General features: G+C 60.0%; 16 protein-coding genes. 14 read left to right on the forward strand and 2 right to left on the reverse strand.

Annotated features, from left to right (window positions below):
* Positions 1–65: 65 nt before the first annotated feature.
* Positions 66–2,036: an endonuclease MutS2 gene (locus tag PA598K_RS20890; RefSeq protein WP_260405521.1), complete on the forward strand. Its 1,971-nt coding sequence runs from the start codon at positions 66–68 to the stop codon at positions 2,034–2,036.
* A 5-nt stretch (positions 2,037–2,041) separates the two neighbouring features.
* Here the strand turns inward: PA598K_RS20890 and PA598K_RS20895 are convergent, their stop codons facing one another.
* A complete protein-coding gene (locus PA598K_RS20895) occupies positions 2,042–2,704 on the reverse strand; it encodes a thiamine diphosphokinase (RefSeq protein ID WP_128658828.1) in 663 nt (220 codons plus the stop codon).
* 252 nt (positions 2,705–2,956) lie between these two features.
* Between PA598K_RS20895 and PA598K_RS20900 the strand changes: the two genes are divergently transcribed.
* Complete coding sequence (locus PA598K_RS20900) at positions 2,957–3,631, forward strand: trimeric intracellular cation channel family protein (RefSeq protein ID WP_128658829.1); 675 nt, start codon at positions 2,957–2,959, stop codon at positions 3,629–3,631.
* Positions 3,628–4,116: a low molecular weight protein-tyrosine-phosphatase gene (locus PA598K_RS20905; protein WP_128658830.1), complete on the forward strand. Its 489-nt coding sequence runs from the start codon at positions 3,628–3,630 to the stop codon at positions 4,114–4,116. Before PA598K_RS20900 ends, PA598K_RS20905 begins: the two co-directional genes overlap by 4 nt.
* A gap of 42 nt (positions 4,117–4,158) precedes the next feature.
* Here the strand turns inward: PA598K_RS20905 and PA598K_RS20910 are convergent, their stop codons facing one another.
* Positions 4,159–4,908, reverse strand: coding sequence for an alpha/beta hydrolase (locus tag PA598K_RS20910; RefSeq protein WP_128658831.1), 750 nt, complete (start codon positions 4,906–4,908; stop codon positions 4,159–4,161).
* Between the two features lie 281 nt (positions 4,909–5,189).
* Here PA598K_RS20910 and pdhA point away from each other — a divergent pair, with 281 nt between their 5' ends.
* The 11 genes from pdhA (at position 5,190) to PA598K_RS20965 (ending at position 18,238) form a co-directional block, all read left to right on the forward strand.
* Positions 5,190–6,257: a pyruvate dehydrogenase (acetyl-transferring) E1 component subunit alpha gene (gene pdhA, locus PA598K_RS20915; protein WP_128658832.1), complete on the forward strand. Its 1,068-nt coding sequence runs from the start codon at positions 5,190–5,192 to the stop codon at positions 6,255–6,257.
* A gap of 15 nt (positions 6,258–6,272) precedes the next feature.
* On the forward strand, positions 6,273–7,250 hold the full coding sequence (locus PA598K_RS20920) for an alpha-ketoacid dehydrogenase subunit beta (protein ID WP_128658833.1): 978 nt from the start codon (positions 6,273–6,275) through the stop codon (positions 7,248–7,250).
* Between the two features lie 207 nt (positions 7,251–7,457).
* Complete coding sequence (locus PA598K_RS20925) at positions 7,458–8,783, forward strand: dihydrolipoamide acetyltransferase family protein (RefSeq protein ID WP_128658834.1); 1,326 nt, start codon at positions 7,458–7,460, stop codon at positions 8,781–8,783.
* A gap of 6 nt (positions 8,784–8,789) precedes the next feature.
* Positions 8,790–10,208: a dihydrolipoyl dehydrogenase gene (lpdA, locus tag PA598K_RS20930; protein WP_128658835.1), complete on the forward strand. Its 1,419-nt coding sequence runs from the start codon at positions 8,790–8,792 to the stop codon at positions 10,206–10,208.
* A 495-nt stretch (positions 10,209–10,703) separates the two neighbouring features.
* Positions 10,704–11,498 carry a thymidylate synthase gene (thyA, locus tag PA598K_RS20935; RefSeq protein ID WP_128658836.1) on the forward strand — a complete coding sequence of 265 codons (795 nt, stop codon included), beginning with the start codon at positions 10,704–10,706 and terminating at the stop codon, positions 11,496–11,498.
* Between the two features lie 20 nt (positions 11,499–11,518).
* Positions 11,519–12,016, forward strand: coding sequence for a dihydrofolate reductase (locus PA598K_RS20940; RefSeq protein WP_128658837.1), 498 nt, complete (start codon positions 11,519–11,521; stop codon positions 12,014–12,016).
* Between the two features lie 149 nt (positions 12,017–12,165).
* The gene (locus PA598K_RS20945; protein ID WP_128658838.1) at positions 12,166–13,653 is read left to right on the forward strand and encodes a glutamate synthase subunit beta; all 1,488 of its coding nucleotides are present in this window, start codon (positions 12,166–12,168) and stop codon (positions 13,651–13,653) included.
* Positions 13,654–13,813: 160 nt separating this feature from the next.
* Positions 13,814–14,131, forward strand: coding sequence for a hypothetical protein (locus PA598K_RS20950; RefSeq protein WP_128658839.1), 318 nt, complete (start codon positions 13,814–13,816; stop codon positions 14,129–14,131).
* Positions 14,132–14,161: 30 nt separating this feature from the next.
* Entirely contained in the window at positions 14,162–15,253 is a 1,092-nt protein-coding gene (locus tag PA598K_RS20955; RefSeq protein ID WP_128658840.1) for a hypothetical protein, read from the forward strand.
* A 28-nt stretch (positions 15,254–15,281) separates the two neighbouring features.
* Entirely contained in the window at positions 15,282–17,744 is a 2,463-nt protein-coding gene (locus PA598K_RS20960) for a type IA DNA topoisomerase (RefSeq protein WP_128658841.1), read from the forward strand.
* Between the two features lie 35 nt (positions 17,745–17,779).
* Entirely contained in the window at positions 17,780–18,238 is a 459-nt protein-coding gene (locus PA598K_RS20965; RefSeq protein ID WP_128658842.1) for a GNAT family N-acetyltransferase, read from the forward strand.
* Positions 18,239–18,322: the final 84 nt, after the last annotated feature.

Raw genomic sequence — 18,322 nt, forward strand, 5'->3', positions numbered from 1 at the left:
TAGGCCTACTCGATGTTGTGGTCCGACGCTCCCCGTACCCAAAACGACCCTGGAGGCTAATAACGATGACAAAACTAACGAACGAAACGATAGATCGCCACACGATGACCCAACTGGACTATGATCAACTGCTGGAGCTGCTCGCCGCCGAGACGGTGTCGCCGCGCGGCGCAGCACTGGCCCGCGCGCTCCGGCCTGCTTCGGAGTATACTCGCGTGCGGTCGTTGCTGATCGAGACGGAGGAGGCGCGTCAGCTAATCGACAGCGGGGCGAGCGTGCCGCTATCCGCGATGAGCGGCGTCGACCCGCTGCTGGAGCTGCTCGGCAAAGGCGCCATCTATGGCCGCCAGGAGCTGGAGCAACTCGCCGCATGGCTGCAGGCGGTCAGGCAGATGCAGCGCTACATGGCCGACAAGGCTGAGCGAGCACTGTATCTCGGCGGCTATGCCGAGCGGATGGAGTCCTGTCCGCAGCTGCGCGAGACGCTCGAGACGAGCATCCGGTACGGCGAGATCACCGATGAAGCATCGCCGGAGCTCGGGCGCATCCGCAGACATCTGCGGACGGCAGAGGAGCAGGTGAGGCGGAGGATCGACCAGGCGCTCATGAAGCATCGCGACAGCCTGCAGGAGCTGGTCGTCAGCCAGCGCGGCGGCCACTATGTGCTCGCGGTGAAGCGATCGGCCCGCAAGCAAGTGAAGGGCGCGGTGCTGGATGAATCGGCGAGCGGACAGACGCTGTTCATCGAGCCGCAGGAGGTCGTCGCCGCACATGGCGAGTGGTCGTCGTGGCAGAGCGAGGAAGCGCAAGAGGAGAGCCGCATCCTGGCGCAGCTCTCGTCGCTGGTGGATGCGCATCATCGCGAGCTGACGGCCAATGCGGAGACGATGGCGCAATATGACTTTATCTTCGCCAGAGCGAAGCTGGCAGTGCGTCAGCAAGGCTGCTTGCCACGGCTGATGGACGCGCCGATCCTGCGTCTGCGCGGCGCGCGCCATCCGCTCCTCGGGGAGGGGACGGTACCGCTCAGTCTCCGGCTGGACGATACGGTGCGTCAGCTCATCATCACCGGCCCCAACACCGGAGGCAAGACGATCGCCCTCAAGACGGTAGGTTTGCTCGCGATGATGATGCAGTCGGGGCTGCTCGTGCCGGTCGATCCGCAGAGCGAGCTTGGCGTGTTCGACCTCGTCTTCGCCGATGTCGGAGATGGACAGAGCATGTCCCAATCGCTGAGCACCTTCTCCGCGCACATCTCGGCGGTGGCGGCGATGCTGGCGCGGGCGAGCGGTCGAACGCTGGTGCTGCTCGATGAGCTGGCGGCGGGCACCGACCCTGCCGAAGGCATCGCGCTATCGATCGTCATCCTGGAGGAGCTGGCGGAGCGAGGGACGAGAGTAGTAGCGACGACGCACTTCAATGAGATCAAGACGTACGCTGCGAATACGCCGGGCTGCCGCAATGCGAGAATGGCATTCGACCCGGAGTCGTTACGGCCGCTATACCGGCTGGAGATGGGCGCAGCGGGAGAGAGCCATGCGTTGGCAATCGCCGCCCGTTACGGTCTGCCGGCGCGCGTGCTGCGCAGAGCCGAGGCGAGACTGCAGACAGCGCGGAGCGGGGCGTGGCCTGACACGGCGCAGATGTCGGCGGCGAAGCCGACGGAAGACGAATGGCCTGATGACGAACAGGATGCCGTGAAGGCAGCGACGCGAAGCGGCGGTCGACCGACGGCACAACCGACGCTACGGCAAGGGGACAGCGTCTGGGTGCATCCGCTCGGCTGCATCGGGATTGTCTATAAGGGACCGGATCCGCGCGGAGAGGTCATCGTGCAAGTCCAGGGGCGCAAGCTGGCGTACAACCAGAAGCGGCTGACGCTGCAAATCTCGGCGGCCGAGCTCTATCCGGAAGATTATGATCTGTCCATCGTGTTTGATGCAAAAGAGACGCGCAAGCTGCGGAAGCAAATGTCTCGCAAATATATCGAGGGCGCGTCGATCGAAAGCGGGGAGGAGCCGGGGAAACGCAGTTAGGCTTGCTAGAAGCGCTTGGCGAGTGAATCGCTGGCCTGGATGACGAGCAGCCATCCGTCGTAGACCTCGATTTCGCCCTGCGGGGCGATCAATCGATTGCTGATGCCTAGCGACTCTCCCATCGAGAGCGTGGCATCCTCAAGCGGATACTGGAAGCCCGTGAGCCGGATGCCGCTCACTTGCGGGGTCAGCGGCAGCAGCGACACATAGCTGCGATCGCTGGCCTCGATGATCGCATGATCGACGACCATGGAGATCGTCTGGTACTCGTCGGCGATCTCGGCAGGGACTCCGCGCTGATGCGCTTGCACGAGCAGATGCAGATTGGCCAGCGTATGATCGAGTCGGCCGCCCAGCGCGCCTAGCAGCAGGATCTGCGTCGGCTGCAGGTCGAGGGCGCGTCGGAAGGCTAGCTCGGTGTCCGTGTGGTCTTTGTCGACCGGATCGACCGCCTCCGTCCGATGGCTGCCTTCTCGAATGTAGGTCAGCTCACTGTTGCTGACTGAGTCGAAGTCTCCGATCGCCAGGTCCGGTCGATGGTTGTTGCGGATCAGGTAGAGGGCACCGCTGTCGGCGCCGATCAGGAAGTCGTCCTTCCGGAGCAGTTTGAGGGCCCAGTAGCCCAATTCGCCGCCGGTGAAGATGACGGCTCGTCGATTCAGAGACATCTCGTTTCATCCCCTTTATGAGTAGATTAGGATTAAGGCGCTTACACGCATGTAATAAGTATAATGGCTGGGCGTGCTGTTGACCAGCGCCGACGCGGGTCATCAGCCTTTTCTTGTCGAATAGGGCGGTGACCATGCTTGCGCGGAGGCAGACTTATCACTACAATGAAAAATGACGGGGTGGGACAGCCTGCCGTTCCTTAATATAGAAGAGCAGGCGTCAGATTTGCAGGAAGCGGGGCAGTTAGCGCAATGGATTTGGATATTTTTAGTTGGTTCAGCATTATCGGCACGATCGCCTTTGCGGTCAGCGGCGCGATCGTCGCTATGGAGGAAGAGTACGACATACTGGGCGTGTTCGTGCTTGGTTATGTCACCGCTTTCGGGGGCGGCGTCGTCCGCAACGTCCTGATCGGCGTGCCGGTTACGAGCCTGTGGAATCAAGGTCTGTTCCTGAAGACGGCGATCATCGCGATGTCGCTGTTCTTCCTCATGCCGGCCAAGTGGATCTTGCGCTGGAAGCGCGGCGAGGTGTTCTTCGATGCGATCGGCCTCTCGGCCTTTGCGATCCAGGGCGCGCTGGCCGCTGTCGACATGGGGGTGCCGCTCGGCGCTGTCGTCGTCGCGGCGATGCTTACCGGCATCGGCGGCGGCATGATCCGCGATGTGCTGGCTGGGCGCAAGCCGCTTGTGCTGCGGGAGGAAATCTACGCGGTGTGGGCGATGCTCGGGGGGCTGGGCGTCGGACTCGGCTGGTTCGAGACGCCGGTGCAACTGTTGGTACTGTTCATGTTTATTATTACGATGCGGATGTTGTCGGTATACTACAAGTGGAAGCTGCCCAAGCGCTCGCTGAAGCTGGAGGCCGGCATCGCGGAGCCGCCGCGCCGCGCAATACGACGCAGCAAGAAGGAGAAGACTCGATGATTAACGTATTATTCGTATGCCTGGGCAACATCTGTCGCTCGCCGATGGCGGAGGCAGTGCTGCGCGAGAAGATCCGACAAGCCGGGCTGGAGGGCGAGGTGGCGGTCGATTCGGCCGGGACCGGGGACTGGCATCTGGGCAAACCGCCGCATGCCGGCACGCAGGAGCTGCTGCAGCGGCACGGCATCGGCTGGGACGGGATGACCGCCCGTCAATTTCGCGAGGCGGACTATGGCGATTATGACTATATCGTCTGCATGGACACGCGCAACCGCGCCGATATCGCCCAGTGGCTGCCGTCCGGCGAGCCGCCGGATCGTCCCGCCGTCCTGACCTTCATGGAGCTGCTGCCGGAGCGCGGCGTCCCGGATGTGCCGGACCCGTACTACACGGGCAACTTCGACGAGGTGTACGAGATGGTGGAGGCGGGATGCGATCGGCTGCTCGAGCGGATCAAGGCGGAGCGACATATCGCTCAGCGATAAGCTGCGGCTACACCGCCTTCGGTCGATGTAGTCCGAGCCTGTTCAAGTCAACGCCTGCTCGTTGAACCAGGCGAGCGCCGCCGGCACTTCTTTCTGCCAGAAGCCCCATACGTGCTTGCCGTCGCGCTCGTAGTAGACAAGCTCGGCGCCCTTCTCCTCGAACAGACGCTTCATGGAACGGTTGAGCGAGACGAAGTCGTAGATGCCGCGGTCCGTCTCGTAGGCATCCTCTTGCAAGCCGACCAGCATGTAGGCATGGAGCCAATCGAGCGCACCGGGCGCCAACGCAGCGACGATGTTGCGCGAGGCGGGATAGTAAGCGCCAGAGAGCGAGAGCAGATACTTGAACTTGCCGGGATAGCTGAGCGCGATATGCAGGCTGGCCGTCGCACCCAGCGAATCGCCGGCGAGCAGGATCTGGTCGGCTTCGGAGCGCACCGCATAGCGTGAGGCGACGTAAGGCATCATTTCCTCGACGAAAAATTGTACATACGCATCATGACGTTCGCCGTCAGGCGCATATTCGTCGGTGCGCACCGATTTGTCGACGTCGACGCCGACGATAACGACGGGCTCGAGCTCGCCGCTGAGGATCATCTCATGGGCTTGCGTCGCGATCCGGCCAAAGTTGAAGAAGTCTTCGCCGTCCTGGCAGTAAATGACGGGATAGCTTAGCACTTCGTTGTAGCCGGGGGGCAGGTATAGACGAAGTCCGCGCTCGCCTTCGGGCAAGTGACGGGATTCGACCTTGTCTTTCAGAATGGTGCGCTTGGCGGGTTGGTTGTCGCTCATCTGGCAATCTCCTTTGTCTCTGAATGGTTTGCATGGCCGATGGGTAAACAATAGGGAGGAAACATGCACCATTCGTGAATTTTTGATGAAGTTGTACCATTCTGTTATACATCTTTTCAAAGGCTGTATTATAAACATTGTCATCCTGAAAATCGTCAAAAGTTTAGAAAAAACAACGGTTTTTCCGAATTTTGCTTTGACCATTTTCGGTAAACAGGTTTATAATAATTCTATAACAGCGAAAGTAGATATTCAAATATCTTATCGAGGTGAACGTGAAAATGAGTAAACTCCCTTACGAAGTTCAGGTGGAGCCGGTTACCCCGCTATCCATACTGTCTCCAGAAGGCGAAGTCATCAATCCGGACCTGATGCCGGAGCTGACAGACGAGCAATTGAAAGAAATGATGTACCGTATGGTATTCACGCGCACTTGGGACGAGCGCGCTGTCAATCTCGGCCGTCAAGGCCGTCTCGGCTTCTATGCGCCGGTCTCCGGTCAGGAAGCATCGATGGTAGGCAGCGAGTACGCGCTGAACAAGGACGATTTTGTTTGCCCGGGCTACCGGGATATGCCTCAGATCGTATGGCACGGCCTGCCGCTGTATCAGGCGTTCCTGTACTCTCGCGGCCACCAGCACGGCGGCCAGATTCCGGAGGACGTGCATGTGCTGATGCCGCAGATCATCATCGGCGCCCAGATCCTGCACGCGACTGGCGTGGCGATGGCCTTCAAGAAGAAGGGCGAGAAGCGCGTCGCGATTACGTATACCGGAGACGGCGGTTCGTCCGAGGGCGATTTCTACGAAGGCTTGAACTTCGCTGGCGTCTTCAAGCTGCCGGTCATCTACGCGGTCCAAAATAACGGCTACGCGATCACGACGCCGTTCGAGAAGCAGACTGCAGCCGAGTCGATCGCTCACAAGGCGGTAGCCGCAGGCATCAAGGGCGTGCAGGTCGACGGCATGGACATCCTCGCCGTATACAAAGCGGTGAAGGACGCAGCTGAGCGCGGCCGTAACGGCGAAGGCGCAACGCTGATCGAAATCCTGACGTATCGGTTCCGTCCGCACTCGATGGCGGATGACACCTCCAAATACCGTACCAAAGACGAAGAAGCGGAATGGAGCCTGAAGGATCCTCTCGTTCGCTTCGGCAAATTCCTCGAGAGCAAGGGTCTGTGGTCCGATGAGGATACCGCTCGCGTGAAGGAAGAAGCAAAGGCAACGGTCAACGAACAAATCAAAAAGGCTGAAGCGACGGAAAAGATGACAGTGGGCGGTCTGATCGATTCGATGTTCGAGACGACGCCGCAGCATCTGCAAGAGCAAAAAGCCGATTTCGAATAGGAGGAACCAGCGATCATGGCTCAAATGAATATGAAAGAAGCGATCCGCGACGCGATGCGCGTCGAGCTCGAGAAGGATCCTAACGTTTTGGTATTCGGCGAGGACGTAGGCAAGGTCGGCGGCGTATTCCGCGCAACCGAAGGACTGCAAGCAAAATTCGGCGAAGAGCGCGTCTTCGATACGCCGCTGGCGGAATCCGCAATCGGCGGTCTTGCAGTCGGCATGGGCATCCAGGGCTTCCGTCCGGTCGCCGAGATTCAGTTTGTCGGCTTCATCTATGAAGCGCTCGACCAGATGTTCGTCCAGGCGGCTCGCATGCGCTACCGTTCCGGCGGCCGCTACAACGCGCCGATCGTCTTCCGCACGCCGTTCGGCGGCGGCGTTAAGGCAGCCGAGCTGCATACCGACTCGCTCGAAGGTCTGGCGATCCAGACGCCGGGCATCAAGGTTGTCATCCCATCCAATCCTTACGACGCCAAGGGTCTCTTGATCGCGGCGATCCGCGACAACGACCCGGTCTTCTTCATGGAGCATCTCAACCTGTACCATGCGTTCCGCGCCGAGGTGCCGGAGGAGGACTATACTGTCGAGATCGGCAAGGCCAACGTCGTCCGCGAGGGCAGCGACATTACGATCCTGACATACGGCATGATGGTTCACTCGTCGGTCAAGGCTGCGGAGGAGCTCGAGAAATCCGGCATCAAGGCGGAGGTTATCGATCTGCGCACGCTGCTGCCGCTCGATATCGACACGATCGTCGCATCGATCCAGAAGACCAATCGCGCGATCGTCGTCCAGGAAGCGCAGAAAACTTCCGGCGCGGCCGCCGAGATCATCGCCCAGATCAACGAGAAAGCGATCCTGCATCTCGAGGCGCCTGTGCTGCGCGTCGCCGGTCCGGACACGGTCTATCCGTTCGCCCAGATCGAGGACGCCTGGCTCCCATCGCCGAAGCGTATTATCGATGCGGTTAACAAAACGCTGGAGTTTTAAAAGATTGGTGGACCTGGCCTAAGAGGCACGGAATCGTTCTGTAGAAGCGAAGCGCTCGCCTTTGTCCCCGGATTTGCCCCGCTAACGGGGCTTATCTAATCCACAAATCTGGGGACAACAGCGATCGGAAGAACGATCCGTTGCCCGCAGGCTTGCAGTCCACCACGCTTTATAAAAGCTTGCACATTAAGTAAGGAGGTAATCCAGGTGGCCAAATTCGAATACCGGTTCCCAGAGCTGGGAGAAGGCCTGCATGAAGGTGAGATCGTCAAGATCCACATCAAGCCAGGCGATAAAGTGACCGACGAAGATATTATCATGGACGTACAAAATGACAAGGCGATCGTCGAAGTGCCGTGTCCTGTAGAAGGCAAAGTGCTCGAGGTGCTCGTCAAGGACGGCCAAGTGTGCCATGTCGGCGACGTCGTGGCGATCATCGACGCTGAAGGCGACGTGCCGGATCAAGCGCCAGCACCCGAGCCTGAAGCTGCGCCTGAGCAAGCGAAGGAAGCTGAGAAAACCGAGCTGCCGGAAACGAAAGGCTCGGAAACGGCATCGGCCGATAAAGCGGATGGCTCCTCTGACAAGGGTGCGGACGACGCTGGCAAAGCGCAAATCCTGGCTACTCCAAGCGTACGTAAGTATGGCCGCGAACAGGGCGTCGAGCTGTCGCAGGTCAAAGGCACCGGCAAAAACGGTCGCATCACACGCGAGGATATCGACCAATTCGCAGCGGGCGGCGGAGCTGCAGCTCCTGAAGCGAAGGCGCAGGAAGCGGCGGCTGAGAGCAAGAGCGAAGCGAAGCCGAAGACTGCCGTGCCTCAGGGCGACCGTCCGGAGGAGCGTGTGCCGTTCAAAGGTATCCGCAAAGCGATCGCCGGAGCGATGGTCAAATCGGTCTACACCGCGCCGCATGTCACCATCATGGACGAAGTCGACGTCAGCGCGCTGGTCGAGCTGCGTACGAAAGGCAAGCCGATGGCTGAGAAAAAAGGCGTCAAGCTGACCTACCTGCCATTCATCGTGAAGGCGCTCGTGGCAGCGCTGCGCGAGTACCCGATCATGAACTCGACGCTCGACGAAGCGAATCAGGAGATCGTGTACAAGAAGTACTACAACATCGGTATCGCTGCCGACACCGACAACGGTCTCGTCGTACCTGTCGTCCACGATGCGGACCGCAAGAGCATCTGGATGATCGCTGCCGACATCATGGACCTGGCGGTCAAAGCGCGCGACGGCAAGCTGTCTCCGAACGAGATGAAGGGCGGCACGATGACGATCTCCAACATCGGCTCCGCTGGCGGCATGTTCTTCACGCCGGTCATCAACTTCCCGGAAGTAGCGATCCTCGGCACTGGACGTATCTCCGAGAAGCCGGTCGTCAAAAACGGCGAAATTGTCGCCGCTCCGGTCATGGCGTTGTCCCTCAGCTTCGACCATCGTCTCATCGACGGTGCGACGGCTCAGAACTGCATGAACTATATCAAACGACTGCTCGCTGATCCCGAGCTGCTCGTAATGGAGGTGTAAGTCACCATGGTAGTAGGCGATGCTTCCCTGGATATTGACACATTAGTAATCGGAGCCGGTCCTGGCGGATATACCGCTGCGATCCGTGCCGCGCAGCTCGGTCAAAAGGTGCTCGTGGTCGATAAGGAAAAAGTAGGCGGCGTCTGTCTGAACGTCGGCTGTATCCCGTCCAAAGCGCTGATCTCGGCGGCGCATCAATACGAATCGATCTCTCACGGAGCAGATATCGGTATCAATGCCAGCGATGTTAGCGTCGACTTCGGCAAGGTGCAGGAGTTCAAGGACGGCGTCGTCAAGAAGCTGACCGGCGGCGTTGCTTCGCTCCTCAAAGCGAACAAAATCGATTACTTTAACGGCGAAGTCATGTTCATCAACGAAAACGAAGCGCGCGTCTTCAACGACCAAGAGTCGCCGCGCTACCGCTTCAAGCATTGCATCATCGCAACCGGCTCGCGTCCGATCGAGCTGAAGCCGTTCCCGTTTGGCGGACGGATCATCTCCTCGACCGGCGCGCTCTCGCTGCCTGAAGTGCCGAAGAGCATGATCGTCGTCGGCGGCGGCTACATCGGTATCGAGCTTGGTCAGATGTACTCCAAGTTCGGCACCAAGGTAACCGTAGTCGAAGGTCTCGACTCGATCCTGGCCGGCTTCGACGCCGAGATGTCCAAGCTCGTCGAGAAGAAGCTCAAAGCGCAGGGCGTGGAGATCTTCACCGGGGCCAAAGCGAACAGCGCAGAGCAGACCGACAATGACGTGACGCTCAGCTTTACTGTCGGCGACGAAGAGAAGCAGCTGACCGCCGATTACCTGCTCGTCACGGTCGGACGTCGTCCGAACACCGACGGCGAGCTGGGCCTCGACCTGATCGATCTGAAGATGACGGACCGCGGCTTCATCGAAGTCGACGATCAAGGCCGCACGAGCATCCCTCATATCTATGCGATCGGCGATATCGTCGCTGGTCCGGCACTCGCTCACAAAGCTTCGTACGAAGCAAAAGTGGCAGCCGAGTCCATCGCGGGACTGCCGAGCAAGATTGATTACAAGTGCATTCCGCTGGTCGTATTCTCCGATCCGGAGTGCGCGAGCGTAGGCTACAGCGAGAAGGAAGCCAAGGACAAAGGCCACAATGTCAAAATCGGCCGCTTCCCGTTCAACATCAACGGACGCGCCTTGTCGCTTAATGCAACCGAAGGCTTCGTGAAGATCGTCTCCGACGCCGACAGCGGTCTGGTGCTCGGCGCGCAAATCGCCGGCCTGGAAGCTTCTAACCTGATCGCCGAGCTGGGTCTGGCGATCGAGATGGGCGCTACGACTGAGGATATCGCGCTCACCATCCACGCGCATCCGACGCTGGGCGAGATCCCGATGGAAGCGGCAGAGGTTGCGCTTGGCCATCCGATCCACACCTTCGTCAAAAAATAAGGCAAGAATAAGGCAAGCGATAGAGCTTGCGCTATAGGTTAGCAATGGGTTCCCAAGCAGTGGCGGGCAGCGTGATACGCTGTCTCCCGGCTTGGGAACTGCTCGTTGTAGCTTCACGTCGTTTGTTGGCGGAATAGCGAAAGAAAGTTAAAGAAACTTTCGTTGGGGAGCCGGAGTTGGGCTGATCGGGTGGAGTAACGAAACAAACTTTCGTTGTAAGGCCGAAGTGGGCGCGTTTGGCTGGAGTAACGAAAGAAATTTTCGTTTGTTTAGGCTGTCGCCATGGGGCAATAGCTTATTCTTCACTCTCCCCCCTTGCACACTTCTTTGGACGCTCCCGGGAGGGCGGCGCAGCCCTGGTCATCGCATAGTGATCGGCTGTTTTACCTTGCGTGAAGCGTGTTGGAAATGCATGGCGTCGTTGCAAAAAGTGTCGCTCCGTCCACAGTGGCTATGGTATGATAATAAGAGTAATGAAAGTAAAGAGGTGTCCGTGTGAAATCGTATCTTGAGTTGCTCCGCGATATACTGGAGAACGGCGAGGCGCGCAGCGACCGGACCGGAACCGGGACGTTGTCGGTGTTCGGTCGCCAGCTTCGCTACGATCTGTCCCAAGGCTTCCCGGTCGTCACGACCAAGCGCATCCATATGAAATCGGTCATCCATGAGCTGCTCTGGTTCCTGAGCGGCGATACCAATGTCCGTTACTTGCAGGAGAATGGCGTCCGCATCTGGAATGAATGGGCGGACGAGAACGGCGATCTCGGCCCGGTCTACGGCTCGCAATGGCGGGCCTGGGAGACGCCGGAGGGCAAGCGGATCGATCAGATCGCGGGCGTGGTCGAGAGCATCCGCAATAACCCGAGCTCGCGTCGCCATCTGATCAGCGCCTGGAATGTCGCCGAGATCGACCATATGAAGCTGCCCCCATGCCATTACACGTTCCAATTCTACGTTGCCAAGGGCAAGCTGTCCTGCATGTTCACGATGCGCTCCTCCGACACATTCCTGGGCTTGCCGTTTAACCTGGCGCAATACGCGCTACTCACACATATGATCGCGCAGCAATGCGATCTGGAGCCCGGCGAGCTGATCTATTCGGGGGCCGATGTGCATATCTACAACGACCATCTCGAGCAGGTGAAGCTGCAGCTCACCCGCGAGCCGCTGCCGTTGCCCAAGCTGGTCATCAAGCGCAAGCCCGATTCTATCTTTGACTATCGCTACGAAGACTTCGAATTGATCGGCTACGAGCATCATCCGGCCATCAAGGCGACCGTCTCCGTATAGCTGCTTAACAGGAGGCCCACATGACGATTACGATGATAGCCGCGATGGCCCGCAACCGGACGATTGGCATCGACAACAAGCTGCCGTGGCGGATTCCCGACGATATGGCCTTCTTCAAGCGGACGACGACCGGCACGACGGTGGTCATGGGACGTAAGACGCTGCAATCATTTGGCGGCCCGCTCAAAAACCGGCGCAACGTTGTCCTCACCCGTAGCATAGACTTACAGGAAGAAGGCTGCGAGGTAGTGCGCTCCGTCGAGGAGGCGTTGGAGACGCTGCGCGGCGAGGATCTGATGATCATCGGCGGCGAGCAGATCTACCGGCTCTTCCTACCCTATGCCGATCGGCTGCTGCTGACCGAGATCGACGAGGATTTCAACGGGGATACGTACTTCCCGGCTTTCAGCCTTGATGAGTGGGAGATGACCGAGCGGACCAAGGGCGTCCGCGATGAGCGCAATCCTTATGATTATTACTATACGACGTACACGCGACGGCCTCATTCCTCTGAATAATCCGAATGAATGGCAGTAGAGTGCAAATGATTATGCGGATAATCCATTCCTGATCGATATGTAACAGGCTAAGATATTGTATTATAGTGTAAATCGGTCCTTATCAGTAAGGACGTATAGCCCGCATTAACGGATGGAGGAAAGCGATCATGTCTACACCAACTGGATTTATGGAATATAAACGCGAGCTCGCTGCAGACCGCGATCCGCTGGAACGGATCAAGGACTGGGAAGAGTTCCATCTGCACACGTCGGAAGAGCAACTACGCACCCAGGGCGCGCGTTGCATGGACTGCGGCACTCCTTACTGCCATACCGGCATCGAGCTGGCAGGCTCGGTCTCCGGCTGCCCGGTCAACAACCTGATCCCCGAGTGGAACAACTTGATCTATCGCGGTCGCTGGAAGGAAGCGCTCGATCGTCTGCACAAGACGAACAACTTCCCCGAGTTTACCGGCCGCGCTTGTCCTGCGCCTTGCGAGGGCTCCTGTACCGTCGGTCTGATCGGCGATCCGGTGACGATCAAGTCGATCGAGCAAGCGATCATCGACAAGGGCTTCGAGGAAGGCTGGGTCGTGCCGCACCCGCCGGAGATCCGCACGGGCAAACGCGTCGCTGTCGTCGGCTCCGGTCCTGCCGGTCTGGCTGCCGCCGCTCAGCTCAACAAAGCCGGTCACAACGTGACGGTGTACGAGCGCGCTGACCGGATCGGCGGCTTGCTCATGTACGGCATCCCGACGATGAAGCTCGACAAGGGCGTCGTCCAGCGTCGCGTCGACATCCTGGCTGCCGAAGGCATCGAGTTCGTCACGAACACCGAGATCGGCAAGGATATCGAAGCGAAGCAACTCGTCGATGACTTCGACGCCGTCGTCCTGTGTGGCGGCGCGACCAAGCCGCGCGAGGTCGCGATCGAAGGACGCGAGCTGAACGGCGTGCATCTGGCGATGGACTACCTGAATGGCACGATCAAGAGCTACCTGGACTCGAACCTCGAGGACGGCAACTATATCTCCGCCAAGGACAAAAACGTCATCGTGATTGGCGGCGGCGATACAGGCACTGACTGCGTGGCTACTGCGCTCCGTCACGGCTGCAAGTCGATTACGCAATTCGGCACTGTCGCCAAGGCGCCGCTGGAGCGCGATCCGATCACGAACCCGTGGCCGCAATTCCCGCATGTGTACACGCTTGACTATGCGCAGGAAGAGGCCAAAGCGATGTTCGGCTCCGACCCGCGCGCATTCTCCGTGCTGACCAAAAAGTTCGTCGGCGATGAGAATGGCAACCTGAAGGAGCTGCACACCGTACAAATCGAGCGTTATATCGACGAGAACGGCCGCAAGATCTACAAGGAGCTGCCAGGCACAGAGCAGGTATGGCCTGCTGATCTGGTGCTGATCGCAATCGGCTTCGATGGACCGGAGACGACGCTGGTCGAGCAGCTCGGACTGGACCAGGATCGTCGATCAAATGTCAAAGCAGCTTATGGCAAGTATGCGACGAATGTGGACAAAGTGTTCGCTGCTGGCGATATGCGTCGTGGTCAAAGCTTGATCGTCTGGGCGATCAACGAGGGCCGGGAAGCGGCCCGGGAAGTGGATAAATATTTGATGGGCTCGACTGTATTGCCATAAGCGGCATATGCGGAGCGAGTTCGGACGAAAAGCGCCTTCGGGCGCTTTTTATATTGCCGCCGAACATACAAGAGGATTTCTCAAATGATCCATTCGGGTTATAATGGGAAGGACGCATAGGCGGGGATGGACCGCAGCAATGAGAGAAAGGTGAGCATGCATGATAAAGTACGGCTCGGAGCAGGTGAGTCACCTGCGATTCGCGAGCTTCGACGCGAGGCTGGAGCGCCGCAACGAGCAATGGATCGATGTCGTCCTGCGCTTCGAGCTGGCGGCTGGCTCGGACGAGACGCCGGCAGATCTGATCGATCTGACCGCGCTGGTCATCTGTACGCATCAGGGCCAGATCGCCCAGATCGTGCCGCAGGATGAGGAGATCGATTGCGAGTACCAGTTCACGTCGGAGGAGAAGGTGCAAATCACTGCCTATATCGAAAGTCCGACGATGCAGTCCCGCATCCGTCAGGCTGCGGGCTGACGATACGCGGGTTGAGAGGGGGCAGCTTCGGTGAAGAGCGAAGCAACGATCCTGACATCTGGAGAGCTGCAGAGGATACGGAGCTATGTCCAGTACAAATACGCCGGCTCGCCGCAGCGGCAGCCGGAGATCATCGCTGATGCGATCCGGCGCGTCGTCCTGCGCGAGCTGCCTGAGCTGCCTGCGCGACAGCGGCAGACGATCGCCTCGTCGCTCATCCGGCAGCAGGTGCTCGGCGAGCGTCGGCCGGTGCGCGCCGAGGACATCTGGCAGGCCTGTCTGGCTGAGCTCGTGGAGCCAGGCGAACAAGAGGTGCAGGCTTTGAGCGGCTGGCTGGAGCGACGACTCGGCACTACGCTGCCAGAACGTCGGCTGCGACAGCTGATCGCGGGCTATCGCGCGGCGCCGGAGGCGTGCCGGTGGTCGGACGTGATGGCGGAGGTGAAGCAGGCTGCCATCGAGTCGGCTGCGAGCCAGACTGCGGACATAGCGGAGCGGACGACTCGGCATCGGCCGTGGCTGGCGCTGCTCGGATACGCCATGCTCAGCGTGGCGGTCGTCGCAGCGGCGCTGCTCTATGTTCGATTGACTGCGCCGACTGCGGTCCTGCGCGAGCTGCCCGAGGCGCTGAAGCTGCGGACGCCGCTCGTCTTCCACTATCAGCCGGCATTGCCGGAGGGCATCGTCAATGAACTCCCGGACGAGCTGCGTTATGTCGCTGTCGATGAGGCGGCGCTGCAGGCCTATCTGACGGGGCGGCATTCGCTGCTCGCGGACGAGCCGTATTATAGCGCGATGATGACGACAGCCTGGCGCTACGATATCCATCCGCTGCTGCTGTTTGCGATCGCCGGTCAGGAGCAGGGCTTCGTGCCGCGCGATCATCCGGAGGCGGAGCGGATCGCCAACAATCCATTTAATGTATATTATAGCTGGCAGAGGTACAATACGACGATCGACGACTCGGCGGAGATCGCCGCCCGCACGGTGCTGCGCTGGGCGCGCGACCGTCCGCCGGGGACGGAGGCGCTCGCCTGGATCAATCGCAAGTATGCGGAGGACCCGACGTGGTCGACCGGCGTACGCCGATTGTTCGAGGCGATGACCGCTGCCCAGCCTTGACTATGACTGACCAGCGGGAGCGTGAGACATGAAAACCTTGATCATCGCCGAGAAGCCCGACATGGGCCGGACGATCGCCGCCGTCATCGAGCCGAGAGCGCGCAACAAGCGGACGCATCTGGAGGGCGAGACGTATATCATCACCTGGGCGATCGGCCATCTGGTCACGCTGGCAGAGCCGGATCGCTATGATGCGCGGTACAAGAAGTGGAAGGCTGAGGATCTGCCGATCATTCCGGACAAATTCAAATTATGGCCCAATCCGCGCACCAAGGATCAGCTCAAGGTGATCGGCGAGCTGGCCAAGAGCTGCGGACAGCTCGTCAATGCATGCGATGCCGGACGCGAGGGGCAGCTAATCTTCCATCTGATCCGCCAGCATCTGAAGCTCAAGCAGCCCGTGCAGCGGCTCTGGATCTCCGATCTGACGCCGGAGACGATCCGCCGCGGCTTCTCGAGTCTGCGCAGCGACACCGAATACGACCCGCTCACACGCGCAGCGAGAGCGCGCAGCGAGGCGGACTGGCTGATCGGCATGAACGCCTCTCGCGCCTTCACGATCCGTCACCGGGCGCTGTTGTCGGTCGGACGCGTACAGACGCCGGTGCTGGCGCTGCTCTATGATCGCCACCGCGAGATCCAGGCGTTCCAGTCCGAGACGTATTATACGGTGCACGCCGTCTTCCTGCAGGACAAGCTGACCTACAGCGGGACATGGCAAGGCGAGCGCATCACCGATCGGGACAAGGCCGAGGCGCTGCGAGCCAAGGTACATGGCAAGCCGGGCGAGATCGTATCCTATGAGGTCAAGGAGAGCAAGGAATATCCTTACCGGCTCCATGATCTGACGCTGCTGCAGCGCGAGGCGAACGGTCGCTACGGCTTTTCGGCCAAGAAGACGCTGGACATCGCCCAGGGACTGTATGAGAAGCACAAGGTGATCACCTATCCCCGGACCAACTCCAACTATGTTACCGAGGAGAATCTGCCAGTGATGGGCAAGGTGCTGCAGATGCTCGGGACAACCGGCGAGTATGGGGAGCTGGCAACCAATGCCGATAGCGGCAGAGTCCATAAAGGCAACCGGGCCGTCTGCAATCCATCCAAGGTCGAGGATCACCATGCGATCCTGCCGACGCCGAAGAAGCCTGGGCAGCTAAGCGCCGAGGAGCAGAAGATCTATGATCTGATCGTGCGTCGCTTCCTCTCGCATTACTATCCGCCCGCCGTATACAGCAACCATGAGGTGATGACCAAGGTCGAGGAGGAGCTGTTCCGCACGAAGGTCAAGCAGCAGCTCGAGGTTGGCTGGAAGGTCGTCCAGCAAGGACAGGACGCTGACGAGGGCAAAAGCAAGGGGCGGCGCAAAAAGCCGGGCAAGGATGAGGAGGACCAAGAGGAGGAGCTGGTGCTCGAGGAGTTCTCCGTCGATCCGGCCAAGCCGGTCATGTGCAAGGAGGCCGAGGCGCGGGAAAAGGCGACGCAACCGCCCAAATCGTACACAGAGGGCACGTTGCTCAAGGCGATGGAGACGGCCGGCAAGTCGATGGAAGACGAGGAGCTCAAGGAAGCGATGAAGGATACCGGGCTCGGCACGCCGGCGACGCGCGCGGCGACGATCGAGCGACTGAAGCAGGTCGGCTACATTACGCTGAGCGGCAAAAAGTTGGACATTACCGTCAAGGGCTGCTCGGCGATCGAGCTGATCCGAGGCGCCGGCGTCGAGCTGCTCGCCTCGCCGGAGATGACCGGTCGCTGGGAGCAGCGGCTGCACCAGATCTCCAAGGGCGAGGCGTCGGATGCGCAATTTATGGAGAAGGTGAAGCAATTCGCCTCGATGATTGTCGCCAAGGTGAGCACGCAGGCACCAGCGCCTGCCTCGATGTTCGAGGGCGACGAGGGCAGCGGCAAGCGTGGCCAGAGTCGGGGCAAAACCGGGCAAGGCAAGGGCCGCCAAGGCAGCCGGGAGCAGTCGGGATCGAGCCCAGGCGGCGCAAGGAGCGGATCGGCCCGGGCGAGCACAGCGACCAGCAGCCGAGCAGCGGGAAGCAGCCAAGCGGGTGGCCGCGCCGGAGGAGCGACCGGGTCTGGATCGGTCCGAGCCACTGCTGCGGCAGGGGCGACCAGGTCATCCGGGGCCGGATCTGCTCGCGCCGAGGTGGCGGCAGGGGGCAGCGGCACTTCCGTCAAGGCTACCGCCAAGCCTGCTGGCGGATTGACGGCGCTGGCCCCATGTCCGCGCCGAGGCTGCAGCGGCCAGCTCATCGAAGGCAAGCGAGGCTACGGCTGTACCCGCTATCGCGAGGGCTGCACCTTCGTCATCTGGAAGGAGCAGCAAGGCAAGAAGATCTCCCAGACGATGCTGAAGGCGCTGATCGCCAAAGGCGAGACGAGCAAGCTCGCCTTCAAGCAGCCTGGCGGCGAGAGCCGCAAGGGCCAGCTGCTGCTGGCCAATCGCGAGAGCGGCGAGCTGCGTATCCGCTGGGAATGATAACGCTGGGAAGGGTAGCTAAGAGGAGGGAGCAAGTGGACATTCGGCAACTGGGATCAGAGGAGCAGCTACCGATGGAGCTGCTGCTGCTTGCCGATCCGTCGGAGCGGCTGGTCGAGGATTATGCGCGGCGCGGCATATGTTATGTCGCTTGGGACGGGCAAGCGCCGATCGGCGTCTATGTGCTGCTGCCGACCAGACCGGATACGGTCGAGCTGGTCAATGTAGCTGTCGCCGACGCCATGCAAGGCAAAGGCATCGGCAAGCAGCTTGTCCTGCATGCGGTCGAGCAAGCCCGCGACATGGGCTATGCGACGATCGAGGTGGGCACCGGCAATACGAGTATTGGTCAGCTGGGACTGTATCAGAAGTGCGGCTTCCGCATGGTCAGTATCGATCGGGACTTTTTCCTCCGTCATTATGAGGAGCCGATCTATGAGAACGGCATGCAGGTGCTCGATATGGTGCGACTGTCGCAGGATCTGCACAAGTAAGGCTTGCACCTCCCGTTGCGTCATGGAGTATGCTCGTCTTGCAAGGGTCGATCGGCACATGCCGTGTCGATCGACAAGCCAGCG

The sequence above is a fragment of the Paenibacillus sp. 598K genome, assembly GCF_003851045.1.
Taxonomy (GTDB): Bacteria; Bacillota; Bacilli; order Paenibacillales; family Paenibacillaceae; genus Paenibacillus_D.

What these genes read in the sequence shown, in the direction of transcription:
- PA598K_RS20890 (WP_260405521.1), top strand. Translation starts at nt 66, where the DNA reads ATGACAAAACTAACGAACGAAACGATAGATCGCCACACGATGACCCAA.
- PA598K_RS20895 (WP_128658828.1), bottom strand. Translation starts at nt 2,704, where the DNA reads ATGTCTCTGAATCGACGAGCCGTCATCTTCACCGGCGGCGAATTGGGC.
- PA598K_RS20900 (WP_128658829.1), top strand. Translation starts at nt 2,957, where the DNA reads ATGGATTTGGATATTTTTAGTTGGTTCAGCATTATCGGCACGATCGCC.
- PA598K_RS20905 (WP_128658830.1), top strand. Translation starts at nt 3,628, where the DNA reads ATGATTAACGTATTATTCGTATGCCTGGGCAACATCTGTCGCTCGCCG.
- PA598K_RS20910 (WP_128658831.1), bottom strand. Translation starts at nt 4,908, where the DNA reads ATGAGCGACAACCAACCCGCCAAGCGCACCATTCTGAAAGACAAGGTC.
- pdhA (WP_128658832.1), top strand. Translation starts at nt 5,190, where the DNA reads ATGAGTAAACTCCCTTACGAAGTTCAGGTGGAGCCGGTTACCCCGCTA.
- PA598K_RS20920 (WP_128658833.1), top strand. Translation starts at nt 6,273, where the DNA reads ATGGCTCAAATGAATATGAAAGAAGCGATCCGCGACGCGATGCGCGTC.
- lpdA (WP_128658835.1), top strand. Translation starts at nt 8,790, where the DNA reads ATGGTAGTAGGCGATGCTTCCCTGGATATTGACACATTAGTAATCGGA.
- PA598K_RS20940 (WP_128658837.1), top strand. Translation starts at nt 11,519, where the DNA reads ATGACGATTACGATGATAGCCGCGATGGCCCGCAACCGGACGATTGGC.
- PA598K_RS20945 (WP_128658838.1), top strand. Translation starts at nt 12,166, where the DNA reads ATGTCTACACCAACTGGATTTATGGAATATAAACGCGAGCTCGCTGCA.
- PA598K_RS20950 (WP_128658839.1), top strand. Translation starts at nt 13,814, where the DNA reads ATGATAAAGTACGGCTCGGAGCAGGTGAGTCACCTGCGATTCGCGAGC.
- PA598K_RS20960 (WP_128658841.1), top strand. Translation starts at nt 15,282, where the DNA reads ATGAAAACCTTGATCATCGCCGAGAAGCCCGACATGGGCCGGACGATC.